Annotated in this window: 14 protein-coding genes and 1 pseudogene; 5 read left to right on the top strand and 10 right to left on the bottom strand. The window is 58.7% G+C overall.

The features are described from left to right. Positions 1-10 precede the first annotated feature (10 nt). From aqpZ to NL116_RS07945, 5 genes and pseudogenes are all read right to left on the bottom strand, one after another. A complete protein-coding gene (aqpZ, locus tag NL116_RS07925; RefSeq protein WP_494376704.1) occupies positions 11-709 on the bottom strand; it encodes an aquaporin Z in 699 nt (232 codons plus the stop codon). A gap of 281 nt (positions 710-990) precedes the next feature. Continuing rightward, on the bottom strand, positions 991-2823 hold the full coding sequence (locus tag NL116_RS07930) for an ABC transporter ATP-binding protein (protein WP_494376705.1): 1833 nt from the start codon (positions 2821-2823) through the stop codon (positions 991-993). An 85-nt stretch (positions 2824-2908) separates the two neighbouring features. Next, entirely contained in the window at positions 2909-3466 is a 558-nt protein-coding gene (locus NL116_RS07935; protein WP_494376706.1) for a peptidylprolyl isomerase, read from the bottom strand. Between the two features lie 3 nt (positions 3467-3469). Beyond that, a pseudogene (locus tag NL116_RS07940) lies at positions 3470-4275 on the bottom strand (alpha/beta fold hydrolase). Between the two features lie 14 nt (positions 4276-4289). Beyond that, positions 4290-5213: a PA3225 family LysR-type transcriptional regulator gene (locus NL116_RS07945; RefSeq protein ID WP_494376707.1), complete on the bottom strand. Its 924-nt coding sequence runs from the start codon at positions 5211-5213 to the stop codon at positions 4290-4292. A 49-nt stretch (positions 5214-5262) separates the two neighbouring features. Between NL116_RS07945 and NL116_RS07950 the strand changes: the two genes are divergently transcribed. Together NL116_RS07950 and NL116_RS07955 are read left to right on the top strand one after the other, a co-directional pair. Further along, positions 5263-5577 carry a 3-phosphoglycerate kinase gene (locus NL116_RS07950; protein WP_494376708.1) on the top strand — a complete coding sequence of 105 codons (315 nt, stop codon included), beginning with the start codon at positions 5263-5265 and terminating at the stop codon, positions 5575-5577. A gap of 231 nt (positions 5578-5808) precedes the next feature. Continuing rightward, a complete protein-coding gene (locus tag NL116_RS07955) occupies positions 5809-6408 on the top strand; it encodes an FMN-dependent NADH-azoreductase (protein ID WP_494376709.1) in 600 nt (199 codons plus the stop codon). Positions 6409-6561: 153 nt separating this feature from the next. Here NL116_RS07955 and NL116_RS07960 read toward each other — a convergent pair whose 3' ends face one another. Next, positions 6562-7767 (bottom strand): ISL3 family transposase, encoded by a 1206-nt coding sequence (locus NL116_RS07960; RefSeq protein WP_494376710.1) that lies wholly within the window; start codon positions 7765-7767, stop codon positions 6562-6564. A gap of 267 nt (positions 7768-8034) precedes the next feature. Here NL116_RS07960 and NL116_RS07965 point away from each other — a divergent pair, with 267 nt between their 5' ends. After that, complete coding sequence (locus NL116_RS07965; protein WP_494376711.1) at positions 8035-8901, top strand: carboxylate/amino acid/amine transporter; 867 nt, start codon at positions 8035-8037, stop codon at positions 8899-8901. A gap of 20 nt (positions 8902-8921) precedes the next feature. On the opposite strand, the gene NL116_RS07970 is transcribed toward NL116_RS07965, so the two are convergent. Further along, on the bottom strand, positions 8922-9809 hold the full coding sequence (locus tag NL116_RS07970) for a LysR family transcriptional regulator (protein ID WP_494376712.1): 888 nt from the start codon (positions 9807-9809) through the stop codon (positions 8922-8924). Between the two features lie 159 nt (positions 9810-9968). Here NL116_RS07970 and NL116_RS07975 point away from each other — a divergent pair, with 159 nt between their 5' ends. Further along, on the top strand, positions 9969-10613 hold the full coding sequence (locus NL116_RS07975) for a hydrolase (RefSeq protein ID WP_494376713.1): 645 nt from the start codon (positions 9969-9971) through the stop codon (positions 10611-10613). Positions 10614-10747: 134 nt separating this feature from the next. Here NL116_RS07975 and NL116_RS07980 read toward each other — a convergent pair whose 3' ends face one another. Further along, positions 10748-12046 carry a mechanosensitive ion channel family protein gene (locus NL116_RS07980; protein ID WP_494376714.1) on the bottom strand — a complete coding sequence of 433 codons (1299 nt, stop codon included), beginning with the start codon at positions 12044-12046 and terminating at the stop codon, positions 10748-10750. A 192-nt stretch (positions 12047-12238) separates the two neighbouring features. Here NL116_RS07980 and NL116_RS07985 point away from each other — a divergent pair, with 192 nt between their 5' ends. Then, entirely contained in the window at positions 12239-13585 is a 1347-nt protein-coding gene (locus NL116_RS07985) for a DEAD/DEAH box helicase (RefSeq protein ID WP_027925824.1), read from the top strand. Between the two features lie 68 nt (positions 13586-13653). Here the strand turns inward: NL116_RS07985 and NL116_RS07990 are convergent, their stop codons facing one another. Next, positions 13654-13929 (bottom strand): hypothetical protein, encoded by a 276-nt coding sequence (locus NL116_RS07990; RefSeq protein WP_494376715.1) that lies wholly within the window; start codon positions 13927-13929, stop codon positions 13654-13656. A 430-nt stretch (positions 13930-14359) separates the two neighbouring features. Beyond that, a complete protein-coding gene (locus NL116_RS07995) occupies positions 14360-15094 on the bottom strand; it encodes a DUF899 domain-containing protein (protein WP_494376716.1) in 735 nt (244 codons plus the stop codon). Positions 15095-15222 lie beyond the last annotated feature (128 nt).

Genomic DNA, 15222 nt, shown 5'->3' on the forward strand with positions numbered 1-15222 from the left:
GGGGCCTTACTTAAGTGTCTTCCTTGCCCAGCCAGCGGTAGGTAATGCCGCCAATCACCGCACCCAGCAGTGGCGCGACCCAGAACATCCACAGTTGTTGAATCGCCCAGCCTCCGACAATCAGGGCCGGGCCGGTGCTGCGCGCCGGGTTGACCGAGGTGTTGGTGACCGGGATCGAGATCAGGTGGATCAGAGTCAGCGCCAGACCGATGGCGATAGGCGCAAGCCCGGCCGGGGCGCGCTTGTCGGTGGCACCGAGGATGATCAGGATAAACATCGCCGTCATCACCAGCTCACAGACAAACCCTGCTGCCATTGAATAGCCGCCGGGAGAGTGTTCGCCATAGCCGTTGGATGCCAGGCCCCCGGCCAGGTCGAAACCGGGTTTGCCGCTGGCAATGAAGTACAGCAACGCGGCCGCAATCACTCCACCGATCACCTGCGCAATGATGTAGGCCGGCAGCTCCTTGGCCGGGAAGCGTCCGCCGACCACCAGTCCCAGCGACACTGCCGGGTTGAGGTGACAGCCGGAGATATGGCCGATGGCGAACGCCATGGTCAGTACGGTCAAACCAAACGCCAGGGACACCCCCAGCAATCCAATTCCCACATTTGGGAAGGCAGCGGCCAGCACCGCACTTCCACAACCCCCCAACACTAACCAGAACGTGCCTACTAACTCTGTCGCAGAACGTTTGAATAGAGACATGAGAGCGTGCCTTTTCGAGATTTTACTGCCTATCTCATCCAGTAGATGGACTGCAGAACCATCTCCAGAACCTGGGCTGAGTACAGCAGGGTTTTTAGAGAAATCCAGTGCCTGTAAAAAACCGCCAGAGCCCGTGGTTGAAAGGCTGTGGCGGTTTTGGTGTGTAAAAGGTTCCTGTAGGAGAGCGCTCGCGATGAGGCGTGTCATTCGACATCCATGTTGAATGTCAGACCGCTATCGCGAGCAGGCTCACTCCTACAAGGGAATAAGGGGGATTTGGGTTAATCGATGCCTACGAAACCGCCGGTCTGGTGCTGCCACAGCCGTGCGTACAACCCGCCACGGGCCAGCAGTTCGGCATGGGTACCGGTTTCGGCGATACTGCCGTTTTCCAGCACCACCAAGCGGTCCATCCGGGCGATGGTTGAAAGCCGGTGCGCAATAGCGATCACGGTTTTGCCTTGCATCAAGGTTTCCAGGCTTTCCTGAATCGCTGCTTCCACTTCCGAATCGAGGGCCGACGTGGCCTCGTCCATGATCAGGATCGGTGCATCCTTGAGCAGCACGCGGGCAATCGCGATCCGCTGACGCTGGCCACCGGAAAGTTTCACCCCGCGCTCACCGACATGCGCATCAAAACCGGTGCGGCCCTCGGCGTCGGACAGTAACGGAATGAACTCGTCGGCACGGGCCTTGTGCACCGCTTCCCAGAGTTCGGCGTCGGTGGCGTCGGGTTTGCCGTACAGCAAATTGTCGCGGATCGAGCGGTGCAGCAGCGACGTGTCCTGGGTGATCATGCCGATGCGCTCGCGCAAGCTTTCCTGGCCGACATCGGCAATGTTCTGGCCGTCGATGAGGATTCGTCCGCCTTCCACGTCATACAGGCGCAGCAGCAGATTGACCAAGGTCGATTTGCCGGCGCCGGATGGACCGATCAGGCCGATCTTTTCGCCAGCCTTGATGTTCAGGTTGAGGTCGCCAATGATCCCGCTCTTTTTGCCGTAGTGGAAATCCACGTGCTCGAAACGCACTTCACCGCGAGCAACGGCCAGCGGTTTGGCCTCTTCGCGATCGGTCACGCTGACCGGTTGCGAGATCGTCTGCAAACCGTCCTGAACCATGCCGATGTTTTCGAAGATGCCGGTGACCACCCACATGATCCAGCCGGACATGTTGACGATGCGGATCACCAGGCCCGTGGCCAGGGCAATGGCGCCCACGGTGATCAACGACTGCGTCCATAGCCACAGTGCCAGGCCGGTGGTGGTGACGATCAACAGGCCGTTCATACTGGTGATGACCACGTCCATGCTGGTGACCACGCGGCCGGCCAGTTGCGCCTTCACGGTCTGTTCTTCGATGGCTTCCTTGGCGTACTGCTGTTCGAAATTGGTGTGGGCGAACAGTTTCAGCGTGGTGATGTTGGTGTAGCCGTCGACGATCCGACCCATGAGTTTTGAGCGCGCATCGGATGACACCACCGAACGCTCCTTGACCCGGGGCACGAAGTAATAGAGCGCACCCATGTACGCGGCGATCCAGCTCAGCAACGGGATCATCAGGCGCCAGTCAGCCTCGGCAAACAGCACCAGCGAACTGATCGCGTAGATCAGCACATGCCAGAGCGCGTCCACCGCCTGCACCGCCGAATCGCGCAACGAGTTGCCGGTTTGCATGATGCGCTGGGCGATGCGCCCGGCGAAGTCGTTCTGGAAGAAATTGAGGCTCTGTTTGAGCACGTAACTGTGGTTCTGCCAGCGGATCATGCTGGTCATGCTGGGGCTCAGGGTCTGGTGTACCAGCAAGTCATGCAGGCCAACGAACACCGGGCGCAGGATCAGCGCCACCACCGCCATCCAGGCCAGTTCGATGCCGTGTTCCTTGAAGAAATTGACGTTGGGTGTGCCTTGGGCGAGGTCGATGATGCGGCTCAGGTAGCTGAACAGCGCCACTTCGATCAGCGCACCAAACAGGCCGACGATCAGCAGGGCGGCGAAACTCGGCCAGACCTGCTTCAGGTAATAGGTATAGAAAGGGAGAACCCGATCCGGCGGAGCCGCCGTCGGTGCATCACGAAAGACGTCGATCAGTTTTTCAAAACGGCGATAAAGCATCAGTTCTCCGCCCGCGCACGGGCTCTCCTTTGAACAAAGTGAGCGGTGCCGCAGGCCGGCAACCGCTCAAGACTTCCTGTGTAGCTTAGTCGATGACCTTGGCCGACTTGATGAATACAGGATCGGCGGGCACGTCTTTCATGCCCATTTTGGTGGTGGTCGGGGAGTTGACGATGACGTCCACCACGTCCATGCCTTTCACGACTTTACCGAACACGGCATAACCATCACCGCTGTCGAGGAAATCGTTGTCCTTGACGTTGATGAAGAACTGGCTGGTGGCCGAATCAGGCGCCGAGGTGCGGGCCATGGACAAGGTGCCACGAACGTTGACCAGGCCGTTCTTGTGTTCGTTCTTGATCGCTGCCTTGGTTTCTTTTTGCGACATCTCTTTAGTAAAACCACCGCCCTGGACCATGAAGCCCGGAATCACACGGTGGAAGATCGTGTTGTTGTAAAAGCCGCTGTTCACATAATCAAGGAAGTTCTTGGTACTGATCGGCGCCTTGATCGGGTCCAGCTCGATTTCGATCTGGCCGTTGGTGGTGTCCAGCAATACGTGCGGTGCCTTGGCTGGCGTGGCAGCCATCAGGTTGGCGGCAAACAGCACGGAACCGGCGACGAGGGCGATTTTTTTCAGCATGGGTCAGTGATCCTGATTGGGGTGGTATCGACTGCGGTGAGAAACTCGAGCAGTGTTTGGTTGAAGCGTTCGGGTTGGTCCAGCGGGGTGGCGTGGCGCGAGTCCGCGATCACCACCAGCCGCGCATCGGGCAGCAGTTTTACATAGGTTTCCTTCAGCGCCACCGGCGTGTAATCACGGTCGGCGCTGACGATGAGGGTTGGACAGGCGACCTTCGAAAGTCGTTCCTGAACCCCCCAGCCAACGATGGCATCGAAGCTGGCGAGATAAGCATGTTTGTCGTTTTTTGCCCAGCGCTCGGCCATTTTTTGACGCAAGTCAGCCTGATCCGGATTGGGGAACAGCTTGCCGCCGAGGGCCTTGCCGATGGTGCCCAGGCTGAGGGCACGCATCAGGCTCCAGCGTTTGAACCACTGCCAATAATCGTCGCGACTGCGCAACTTGACCTCCGGCGCGCTGTTGACGATGGTCAGGCTCTTGAGCAATTGCGGCTGGTCCACGGCCAGTTGAAAGCCGATCATCCCTCCCATCGACAGCCCCACATAATGCACCGGGCCGAGGTTCAAATGTTCGATCAGCGCGACCAGGTCGGCGCTGAAACCGGCAATGCTGTAGCACTCGCGGGGTTTGTCGGAACGACCGTGGCCGCGCACATCCGGAACGATCACCCGGTAGCGCGCGGACAGCGCCGGGATCTGCATTTCCCAGTCCAGTGTGCTGGAGCCCAATCCATGGACCAGGAGCAATGGCGTGCCATGGCCATATTCCTCGTAGTGCAGGTTGCAGCCTTCATATTCGAAATAGGCCATGCATTCACTCCTTGTCAGGCTTGTTCAGGGGCGGCGAAAGGTGCATCCAGCGGTGCGGTGTCGAAGGTGCGCAGCAGTTCGATGAGAATCTGCGTCGCCGGTCCCAAGGGTTTGTCCTTGTTCGAATACAGGTAAAAGCTCGGGTTGCGACTGCCGCCCTGATCCAACGGTAGCAGCTTGAGCGTGCCGTCCTTGAGTTCTCGTTCAATCATGTGCCGTGGCAGCCAGGCGAACCCCAGGCCGCTACTGACAAACGTAGCGGCGGTGGCCAGGCTGCCGACGGTCCAGCGCTGTTCGGCCCCGAGCCAGCCGACATCTCGCGGTTGCTGCCGACCGGAGTCGCGGATCACCACTTGCATCTGGCTTTCCAGGTCCTGGAAATTCAGTTCGCGGTTGAGACGATGCAACGCATGGTCGGGGTGGGCAACCGCGACGAATTCGACGTCGCTCAATTCCGCGCCCAAATAACCCGGAATGCTAAATCCGGTAATTGCCAGATCGGCCACGCCTTCGAGCAGGACTTCCTCCACCCCCGACAGCACCTCTTCACGCAGGCGAACCCGGCAGCCGCGGCTTTGCGGCATGAAGGCGGTCAAGGCGCGCACGAGGCGGGCGCTCGGGTACGCCGCGTCAACCACCAGCCGCACTTCGGCTTCCCAACCTTGTTCCATGTGATGGGCCAGGTCTTCCAGCTGGCTGGCCTGTTTCACCAGTTGCCGCGAGCGGCGCAGCAATACGCCACCCGCTTCGGTGAGCACGGCTTTACGACCGTCGATGCGCAACAGCGGCACACCGAGCTGGTCCTGCATGCGCGCCACGGTGTAGCTCACCGACGATTGCGAACGGTGCAGCGCTTCGGCGGCCTGGGCGAAACCGCCGTGGTCGACCACGGCCTGCAATGTTCGCCATTGATCAAGGGTCACGCGGGGCGCTTTCATGAATAGCTCCTCTTGTCCTAAGCTGGCAGCCCTTTATGGAGACTGCTGAATGAATAAATTCTGTTGTGTGCTGCTGGCGCTGCTGCCGCTGACGGCATTTGCTTATCCGATCGATGTGAAGAAAGACCTCAACGGCTTGAAAGTCGACTACGAGACCTTCGACACGGATAACGACATCGGCTCCATCCGGGTGGCTAACTACGGTGACGTCGATGTCAGCTGCAAGGCGGTGTTCATCAATGGCCCGGAAGCACCACGTACCCGCAAGATCGATGTGCCCGCTGGCAAACATAAAAATGCCACCGCGAAGTTCACCCGCAGCATTATAAAGCTGCGTATCGAGCTGACCTGCACCCCGAAATGAATTCAATTCCTTGTAGGCGCTAAGCTTGCTCGCGATAGCGGTGTGTCATTTAACTTGATCTCGGCTGAACCACCGCTATCGCGAGCAAGCTCAGCTCCTACAGGTGTATGCTCAGCTTATAAACGAATTTATTGATGGGTTATAGCAGTTATTTGCGCTTTTTCATCGATATGACTCTGTTTAACCTTCACTCCATCGCCTTACAGCATTCTCAGATGGAGCCTACATCCCATGTCACGCGTCCTGATCATCGAAAGCAGCGCCCGTCAGCAAGACTCGGTTTCCCGTCAACTGACCCAGACCTTCATCAGTCAGTGGAAAGCCGCCCATCCGGCCGATCAGATCACCGTGCGTGACCTGGCCGTCAACCCGGTGCCGCACCTGGACATCAACCTGCTGGGCGGCTGGATGAAACCCGCCGAGCAACGCAGCGACATCGAACAGGCTTCGCTGGAGCGCTCCAACCAGTTGACCGATGAATTGCTGGCCGCCGATGTGCTGGTCATGGCCGCACCGATGTACAACTTCGCCATCCCCAGCACGCTCAAAGCCTGGCTCGACCACGTGCTGCGTGCCGGCGTGACCTTCAAGTACACCGATACCGGCCCGCAAGGCCTGCTCAGCGGCAAGCATGCCTACGTGCTGACCGCTCGCGGCGGGATCTACGCCGGTAGCACCGCGGATCACCAGGAACCGTACCTGCGTCAGGTCATGGCGTTCATCGGCATCCACGACGTGACTTTTATTCACGCCGAAGGCATGAACCTGGGCGGTGACTTCCAGGAGAAGGGCCTGAACCAGGCCAACGCCAAGCTTTCCCAGGTCGCCTGACCCTTTAATCGCCAGATAATCCCTTGATGTTCAAGTGGCCTGGCGCAACCCCTTCAAGGCTTTACGCGCAACGAACCTCCCTTTGCACTTGTTGCTCCTGAGTGCTGTCGCCCGATTGAACGCTTTAGCGAGATCGGGCTTTTTTTTGGTTCATCACGGATTACCGGGAAAGACGCTCTTGATCTTCATAAAGAAGAACTCGCTATCCCGGTAACCGTAAGCCATCCGCTTTATGACCTTTATTCGATTGTTTATTCCTTCCAACTGACCGGTGTGCATCGGCCAGCGCACCCGGCTCACGATGCCTCGCCAGTAACCCTTTAGCCGTTTGGCAAACTGGATCAGAGCAGGTATTTCGCTTTCATGAGCATGGCGCAGCCATTGCTTCCATGCTGATCTCCAGCTCCAGGCAGTACTCGGCGTCCAGAGCGTTTTGAGTTCGGCCTTCATTAAATAGACCGTCATCAATGCCTGGTTAGCCGCTAGCAGATCCTCCAGGCGAACCTGTTGTTCCGGTGTTTTCAGGTTCTGCGGATTACGCAGAAGCAGCCATCGCGCCTGCGTGATGACCTTTCGGGCCGGTTTGTCATGACGCAGTCGATTGGCTTCGTCGACGCGCACCCGATCAATCACCTCTCGGCCATATTTGGCCACCACATGGAACAGGTCGTAGACCACGCGTGCTTGCGGGCAGTGCTGACGAACCTCCAGATCAAAAGCGGTATTCATGTCCATCGCCACCGCTTCGATGCGAGCGCAACCCTCTGGCCCCAGCTCTTCGAAAAATGGCCTGACCGCCGCCCGGCTGCGGCCTTCGCCGATCCACAGCACCCGCCGTGTATCCGCATCCAGGACAACGCTGGCATAACGATGACCTTTGAACAGTGCGAACTCGTCCATCACCAAACGTCTCGGTTGCGCCTTTGGCAAAATGCTCAATGCTGCTTGCAAGGCTCGACGCTCCAGCAACCGAACGGTCTCCCAATGCAGCCCAAACATCTGCGCCACGTGCAACGTGGGAAGGCGTTCACAGGCTTGAATGACCGCCTCTGCCAGACGACGTGTCATACGGGCATAGCGATCCAGCCAACTGACGGCCTCCATGCGTTTGCCGCAATCGCGGCAATCAACGCGCCGGAGCAAAACGCTCAGGCGCACCGCACGACCGAGAATGGGTAAATCACGAATGACTCGCTCGCAATACTCATGCGTGGTTGAACAGATTTTTTGGCAGCCGCCACAGGAAGGAAATCGAGTGGCGTGAGGAGTCAGATCGATCTGTAGGGCATCGCCATCAGGCTTGATGGTGACGACAGAAAAGCCCTCCCAAAAAGGAAGGAAAGTATTAATATCGCGCATAAGAACGCCGGTTTGTTAGATGTGTTTGCTCGCACGAACATCATCAATCAAATCGGCGTTCTTGTTTCTGTGTTTCCCGGGATTCCGTGAAGAACCTTTTTTTGCCCGGAATTTCATGAATACCCAGATCCCCTGTGGGAGCGGGCTTGCTCGCGAAGGCGTCGTGTCATCCAACATCTCCTTTAACTGACACACCGCTTTCGCGAGCAGGCTCGCTCCAACAATGGTTTTGTGTGTATCGTCGCCGCCATTCAAAACGAGGCGAGCATGGGCTATCTACTTTTTGTCACGCTGATCCAGGCGTTTTCCTTCAGTTTGATCGGCGAATACCTGGCCGGTCACGTCGACAGCTATTTCGCAGTGCTGGTGCGGGTAGTACTGGCAGGACTGGTGTTCATCCCGCTGACGCGCTGGCGTTCGGTGGAACCAGCGTTCATGCGCGGCATGCTGTTGATCGGCGCGTTACAGTTCGGCGTGACGTACGTGTGCCTGTACCTGAGCTTCCGCGTGCTGACAGTGCCGGAAGTGTTGCTGTTCACCATCCTCACACCGTTGCATGTGACCCTGATCGAAGACGCGCTGAACCGGCGTTTCAATCCGTGGGCATTGGTCGCCGCGTTGGTGGCGGTGATGGGCGCGGCGGTGATTCGCTACGACCGGATCAACCCGGATTTCTTCATGGGGTTCCTGCTGCTGCAACTGGCCAACTTTACCTACGCGGCCGGGCAGGTGTTGTACAAACACCTGGTGGCGCGCCATCCGAGCGATCTGCCGCATTACCGGCGCTTCGGCTACTTCTATCTCGGCGCATTGGCGGTGGCATTGCCGGCATTCCTGCTGTTCGGCAAACAGAACTTTCTGCCCGAAGCGCCGCTGCAATGGGGCGTGCTGGTGTTCCTCGGCCTGGTCTCGACTGCGCTGGGTTTGTATTGGTGGAACAAGGGCGCGTGCAGGGTGAACGGCGGAACGCTGGCGGTGATGAACAACCTGCATGTGCCGGTGGGGTTGCTGATCAATCTGCTGATCTGGAATCAGCATGAGGAGCTGGGGCGTTTGTTCCTCGGCGGGTCGGTGATTCTGATGGCGGTGTGGATCAGTCGGTTGGGTGTCCGCAAACCTCTGACCGCCACATAACCTCCTACAAGGGATCGGCGTTATTTCTCTGCCAGCTGCGAGACCAAAAACTCAATAAACGTCCGAGTCTTCTGCGGGACCCGACGTGCCGAAGGGTACACCGCGTTGATCGTGATCGCGGGCGCCTGCCATTCACACATCACCGGCACCAGGCGGCCGGCCGCCAACGCATCCTCGACAATGAAATTGGGCAGCAGGGCGATGCCCATGCCGGCTTCGGCAGCCTGAGCAAGCAAGTCACCATTGTTGGCGTGCAATGGGCCGGTCACGTTGACCCGCTGAGTTTCCGTGCCATTGCACAATTGCAGGCTGACGCCACTTTGCAGGTATCCGTAGTTGAGGCACTGATGGGCGCGCAAGTCTTGCGGCGTCAGCGGTGTGCCGGCACGCGCCAGATAAGCCGGGGACGCCACCATGATGCGCGGGGCCGGCGCCAGTTGCCGGGCGATCATCGTCGAGTCGGGCATGCTCGCAATGCGGATGGTCACGTCGAAACCACCGCGCACCGGATCCACCTGCTGATCGCTGAGCACCAGTTGCAACTCGATGTTCGGGTGCTGCTCATGGAACAGCGGGATCAGTGGCCCCAGTCGGCGCAAGCCAAAGGACATCGGCGCGTTGACCCGCAACACCCCGCGCAACTCGCCAATGCCGTTACGCGCACGCTGTTCGGCCTCATCCAGCGACGCCAGCACTTCGCGTGCTGCGTCGAAGTATTCGGCGCCAGCCTCGGTCAAGTGCAGGCTGCGGGTGGTGCGCTGCAGCAGTTGAACGCCGATAGCTTCCTCCAGCGCCTGAATCTGTTTGCTGACTTTTGATCGCGGTACATCCATTGCCCGTGCAGCCGCGGCGAAACCGTTCTCGCCGACCGTGACGACAAAGGCGCGCATGCATTCGATGCGATCCATGATTGTCCCTATTTTAGAATCAATGATTCTCGATTTTAGGGAATTGTCCCTTTCCATGCCAGCCCCTAAAGTGACATCCAAGCCGACGACAACGCCGCTGACGGCAACGTCGACTCACCCATTACTCACTTTGAAAATCGACATCAAAAGGAACGCGCCATGTCTATTCGTGAACTGCTCAACCCAACCAACTCCGCCCTGATCCTGATCGACCACCAGCCACAAATGGCGTTTGGCGTGCAGTCGATCGACCGTCAGACGCTGAAAAACAACACGGTGGGTCTGGCCAAGGCCGCCAAGATTTTCAACGTACCGACCCTCTACACCTCGGTGGAAACTGAAAGCTTCAGCGGTTACATCTGGCCAGAGTTGCTGGCGGTTCACCCGGAGCAAAAGCCGATCGAGCGCACCTCGATGAACTCCTGGGAAGACAAGGCACTGGTTGACGCGGTGAAAGCCACTGGCCGCAAGAAGCTGATCATTGCTGCGCTGTGGACAGAGGTCTGCCTGACCTTTCCGGCACTTGAAGCGTTGGCTGAAGGTTACGAGGTGTACATCGTCACGGACGCCTCTGGCGGCACCACCAAGGAAGCGCACGACATGTCGGTGCAGCGGATGATTCAGGCGGGTGCGGTGCCGGTCACCTGGCAACAGGTTCTGCTTGAGTACCAACGTGACTGGGCACACAAGGATACTTACGAAGCGGTGATGGAGTTGGTGCTGGAGCACAGCGGCGCGTATGGCATGGGCGTGGATTACGCTTACACCATGGTGCACAAGGCACCGCAGCGGCAGGCCAAGTAACCGGCCAATCTCGCAAACAATGCAAGTCCATGTGGGAGCGGGCTTGCTCGCGAAGGCGGAGTGTCAGTCGATATGAATGTTGACTGTCACTCCGCCTTCGCGAGCAAGCCCGCTCCACATTTGGTTTGTGGTGGTTACATGATGTGTTTTTCGGCTTCGGGAATGTGGCTTGCGCCCAGCATCGCCGGCAACAACCCGGCCCGCAAATCCCCACCGCTCGGCTGTTGGTAAAGACTCAACCCGAACTCCGGCAATACCGCCAGCAGATAATCGAAAATATCCCCTTGGATCCGCTCGTAATCCGCCCACGCCGTGGTGCTGGTGAAACAGTAGATCTCCAGCGGAATGCCCTGCGCGGTGGTCTGCATCTGCCGCACCATGCAGGTCATGCCGGGCTGAATCTCCGGGTGGCTCTTCAAGTACGCCAGCGCATACGCACGGAAAGTCCCGATGTTGGTCATCCGCCGGCGGTTGGCGGACATGGCGGCCACATTGCCCTGCGCTGCATTCCAGGCCTTGAGTTCGGCCTGCTTGCGCCCGATGTAATCGGTCAGCAGATGCACCTGCGACAACTTCTGCTCTTCGTCATCACGGATGAAACGCACGCCGCTGGCATCGATGAACAGACTGCGCTTGATCCGTCGACCGCCGGACTGCTGCATGCCGCGCCAGTTCTTGAACGACTCGGACATCAGGCGCCAGGTCGGGATCGAGACAATCGTCTTGTCGAAGTTCTGCACCTTCACCGTGTGCAGCGTGATGTCGACCACGTCACCGTCGGCGCCGACTTGCGGCATTTCGATCCAGTCGCCTACCCGCAGCATGTCGTTGCTGGTCAATTGCACGCTGGCCACGAACGACAGCAGGGTGTCCTTGTAGACCAGAATAATCACCGCCGACATCGCACCCAGCCCCGACAGCAGCAACAGCGGCGAACGGTCGATCAGGGTGGAGACGATGACGATCGCACCCAGCACATACAAGACCATTTTCGTCAGTTGCACATACCCCTTGATCGAGCGGGTACGGGCGTGTTCGGTGCGCGCGTAGATGTCCAGCAAGGCGCTGAGCAGGGCGCTGAACGCCAGCAGCATGAACAGCAGGGTGAATGCCAGCGCGACGTTGCCGAGGAAATTCAGGCTGGTTTTGCTCAGCTCCGGCACCAGGTGCAAGCCGAACTGGATCACCAGCGACGGCGTCATCTGCGCGAGGCGATGAAAGACCTTGTTGTGCCGGAAGTCGTTGATCCAGTGCAGCGCCGGTTGGCGGCCGAGCATTTTGGTCGCGTGAAGAATGAGGTAACGCGCCACTCGTCCGAGGACCAGCGCAATGACCAGTAACAGCATCAGCGCCAGGCTTGAATGCACGAGCGGGTGCTGGTCGAGGGCACCCCAAAGGTCTTGAGCGTTGAACCAGAGCTGTTTGATATCCATGGGCTACAACAATTCTCCTGAAGGACACGATCGGTCGATTAGAGCATTTAAGAGGGTTTGCATGACGTTTGAAGACAAATCAGGCAACCAAAAGCCACTGTTTACCGTCGGTTTCGTAAAGAAACTCGGCCTGGGCGCTCGAAACCGGTAACCTATGCAGCTGTTTTTTTGCATTTCTTCGAGGTAGCACCCGTGTTTTCCCAATTCGCCCTGCACGAACGCCTGCTCAAAGCCGTGGCCGAGCTTAAATTTGTCGAGCCAACGCCAGTGCAAGCAGCGGCTATTCCGCTGGCGCTCCAAGGGCGTGACCTGCGGGTGACTGCGCAAACCGGTAGCGGCAAAACCGCTGCGTTCGTTTTGCCGATCCTCAACCGTCTGATCGGCCCGGCGAAAGTCCGCGTCAGCATCAAGACCCTGATCCTGCTGCCGACCCGCGAGCTGGCTCAGCAGACCATCAAGGAAGTTGAGCGCTTCGCCCAGTTCACGTTCATCAAGTCCGGCCTGATCACCGGCGGCGAAGACTTCAAAGTCCAGGCCGCCATGCTGCGCAAGGTGCCGGACATCCTGATCGGTACGCCGGGCCGGATGATCGAGCAACTGAACGCCGGCAACCTCGACTTGAAAGAAGTCGAAGTACTGGTCCTCGACGAAGCTGACCGCATGCTCGACATGGGCTTTGCCGATGACGTGCAGCGTCTGGTAGCTGAATGCACCAACCGCCAGCAGACCATGCTGTTCTCCGCCACCACCGGCGGTTCGGGCCTGCGCGACATGGTGGCCAAGGTGTTGAACAACCCTGAGCACCTGCAGGTCAACAACGTCAGCGACCTGAACGCGACCACCCGTCAGCAGATCATCACCGCTGACCACAACGTGCATAAAGAGCAGATCCTCAATTGGCTGTTGGCCAACGAGACCTATCAGAAGGCCATCGTGTTCACCAACACCCGGGCCATGGCCGACCGCATCTACGGTCGTCTGGTGGCGCAGGAATACAAAGCGTTCGTGCTGCACGGCGACAAAGACCAGAAAGACCGCAAACTGGCCATCGACCGCCTGAAGCAGGGCGGCGTGAAGATCCTCGTCGCCACCGACGTCGCCGCACGCGGCCTGGACGTTGATGGCCTGGACCTGGTGATCAACTTCGACATGCCACGCAGCGGCGACGAATACGTTCACCGTATCGGTCGTACCGGCCGTGCGGGCAACGAAGGCCTGGCGATCTCGCTGATCTGCCACGGCGACTGGAACCTGATGTCGAGCATCGAGCGCTACCTCAAGCAGAGCTTCGAGCGCCGCACCATCAAGGAAGTCAAAGGCACCTACGGCGGACCGAAAAAGGTCAAGGCCTCGGGTAAAGCCGTCGGCGTGAAGAAGAAAAAAGTCGACGCCAAAGGCGACAAGAAGAAAACCGGCGCCAAGGCACCGACCAAGCGCAAAATCGCCAACCGCCCGAAGACCGACGCTCTGTCGCTGGTCAGCAAGGACGGCATGGCGCCGCTCAAGCGCCGCAAGCCGGAAGCGCCAGCGGCTGAATAAGCCGTTGTCGTGACCCAAAAAAACCGGACTGATGTCCGGTTTTTTTATGCGTGGGATTTGTCGGTTGATCAGCTTTCGGCTTTCTTGTCCGCCGTCTGCAATTCCTTCAAGCGCTGATCGATGAGCTGGCATTTGTCCGGCAGATCCTTGCTGGCTGTGCCCAGGTCCATCTTCTGCAGCTCGGCGTTGATCTCCTTGGCTTTGGCCGGATTCTGTTCGGTGAGCTTGGCCACTTCCTGCGCCAGTTGCTCGCGCTTGGCGGTGGCTTCCTCGGGGGTGCAGGCCCAAACGGGGAGGGCGCAGGCGAGGGTGGTGGCGAGGGTAAGCGTCAGAAGGGTTTTCATGGGAGGCCTCGGGTTCCGTGTTGGGCGGTTAATCGGTTGAGGCTGCGAGGTTCGGAAAGTTCATACGCCTTCCGCTGTAGGACAAGTTCGTCCTGAGAAATACCGCGTCTCCCGGCAGCGCTTTTCTCCCCCGTACCAGGAAACTTCCAAGGTGTATCTGGTGGAGTTTCAGTTTGTTAGCGGGCGTTGTGAACAGCATGTTTACGCATTACCCGAACTGGCCGGTGTAGCGTAGGTAGGCGACGCGGGCTGGGGGGAGGGTTTTCAAGGTGACGTTCATGTCTGGGGCCTTGGCGTCTGGTTCGTTCAGTGAACGTTGACTGGGCGGGCCTCATCGCGAGCAGGCTCGCTCCCACAGGGGATTGGTGGTGTACGCAAATCCACTGTGGGAGCTGGCTTGCCTGCGATGGCCGCGCCTCGGTCTATGAAGCTAGTCCCCATGGCAGCAGCTGGCTGCGGCCTTTTCTTCATAGCGGTCGTGATGCCGCACCCATTCCATGATCTCCTGTTCGTTACGGCCCTTGGGCGTCAGGTCGAGGTAGTTATAGGCGCCGACCAGCATGTCGAGACCCCGCGCATAAGTGGAATAGGTGTGGAAAATATCGCCCGCTTCATTGCGATAAAACACGCTCAATCCGGGAAGTTCTTCTTCGGCGCCGTCGGTTTTTTCATAGTTGTAGGTTGCTTTGCCAGCAGCCACCTCTTCGGCCCGGGCAGAGACGCCGAAATCGTAGTTGAAATCGCAGCCTTCCGATGAAACCCAATCGAATTTCCAGCCCATGCGCCGTTTGAAGGCCTGGAATTCGGTGAACGGTGCGTGGGAAACCGCCACGACCGCGATGTCATGGTGAGCCAAGTGTTGGTTGGCGCCGTCGATGTGGTCAGACAAGAACGAGCAGCCAGGGCAGCCTTCGTCCCATCCGGCGGCAAACATGAAGTGGTAGATCACCAGTTGGCTTCTGCCGCCAAACAGGTCGACCAGTTTCAGTTCGCCGTGGGGGCCTTGGAAGTGGTAGTCCTTGTCGATTTTCACCCAGGGGAGGGCGCGGCGTTCGGCGCTGAGTTTGTCCCGCTCCTTGGTGAAGGCTTTTTCGTGGGCCAGGTGTTGTTTTCGCGCGGCGAGCCATTCTTCGCGGGATACGACGGGATGATTCTGAATGTTCATTGGCTTTTCTCCTGCGGGGGGCGGGGAGGTGACTTACACAGCCTAGTCGTTTGACCTGTACCGGATTCGACATACCGCCGGTCGGTGCTGTTCAGTGCCTTGGCTGAACGGCTGCGTGCGGTGCCGGT

This window comes from Pseudomonas sp. FBCC-B1667 (genome assembly GCF_059133255.1).

Coding starts and splice junctions, on each gene's coding strand:
- aqpZ (WP_494376704.1), bottom strand. CDS start 709: ATGTCTCTATTCAAACGTTCTGCGACAGAGTTAGTAGGCACGTTCTGG.
- NL116_RS07930 (WP_494376705.1), bottom strand. CDS start 2,823: ATGCTTTATCGCCGTTTTGAAAAACTGATCGACGTCTTTCGTGATGCA.
- NL116_RS07935 (WP_494376706.1), bottom strand. CDS start 3,466: ATGCTGAAAAAAATCGCCCTCGTCGCCGGTTCCGTGCTGTTTGCCGCC.
- NL116_RS07945 (WP_494376707.1), bottom strand. CDS start 5,213: ATGAAAGCGCCCCGCGTGACCCTTGATCAATGGCGAACATTGCAGGCC.
- NL116_RS07950 (WP_494376708.1), top strand. CDS start 5,263: ATGAATAAATTCTGTTGTGTGCTGCTGGCGCTGCTGCCGCTGACGGCA.
- NL116_RS07955 (WP_494376709.1), top strand. CDS start 5,809: ATGTCACGCGTCCTGATCATCGAAAGCAGCGCCCGTCAGCAAGACTCG.
- NL116_RS07960 (WP_494376710.1), bottom strand. CDS start 7,767: ATGCGCGATATTAATACTTTCCTTCCTTTTTGGGAGGGCTTTTCTGTC.
- NL116_RS07965 (WP_494376711.1), top strand. CDS start 8,035: ATGGGCTATCTACTTTTTGTCACGCTGATCCAGGCGTTTTCCTTCAGT.
- NL116_RS07970 (WP_494376712.1), bottom strand. CDS start 9,809: ATGGATCGCATCGAATGCATGCGCGCCTTTGTCGTCACGGTCGGCGAG.
- NL116_RS07975 (WP_494376713.1), top strand. CDS start 9,969: ATGTCTATTCGTGAACTGCTCAACCCAACCAACTCCGCCCTGATCCTG.
- NL116_RS07980 (WP_494376714.1), bottom strand. CDS start 12,046: ATGGATATCAAACAGCTCTGGTTCAACGCTCAAGACCTTTGGGGTGCC.
- NL116_RS07990 (WP_494376715.1), bottom strand. CDS start 13,929: ATGAAAACCCTTCTGACGCTTACCCTCGCCACCACCCTCGCCTGCGCC.
- NL116_RS07995 (WP_494376716.1), bottom strand. CDS start 15,094: ATGAACATTCAGAATCATCCCGTCGTATCCCGCGAAGAATGGCTCGCC.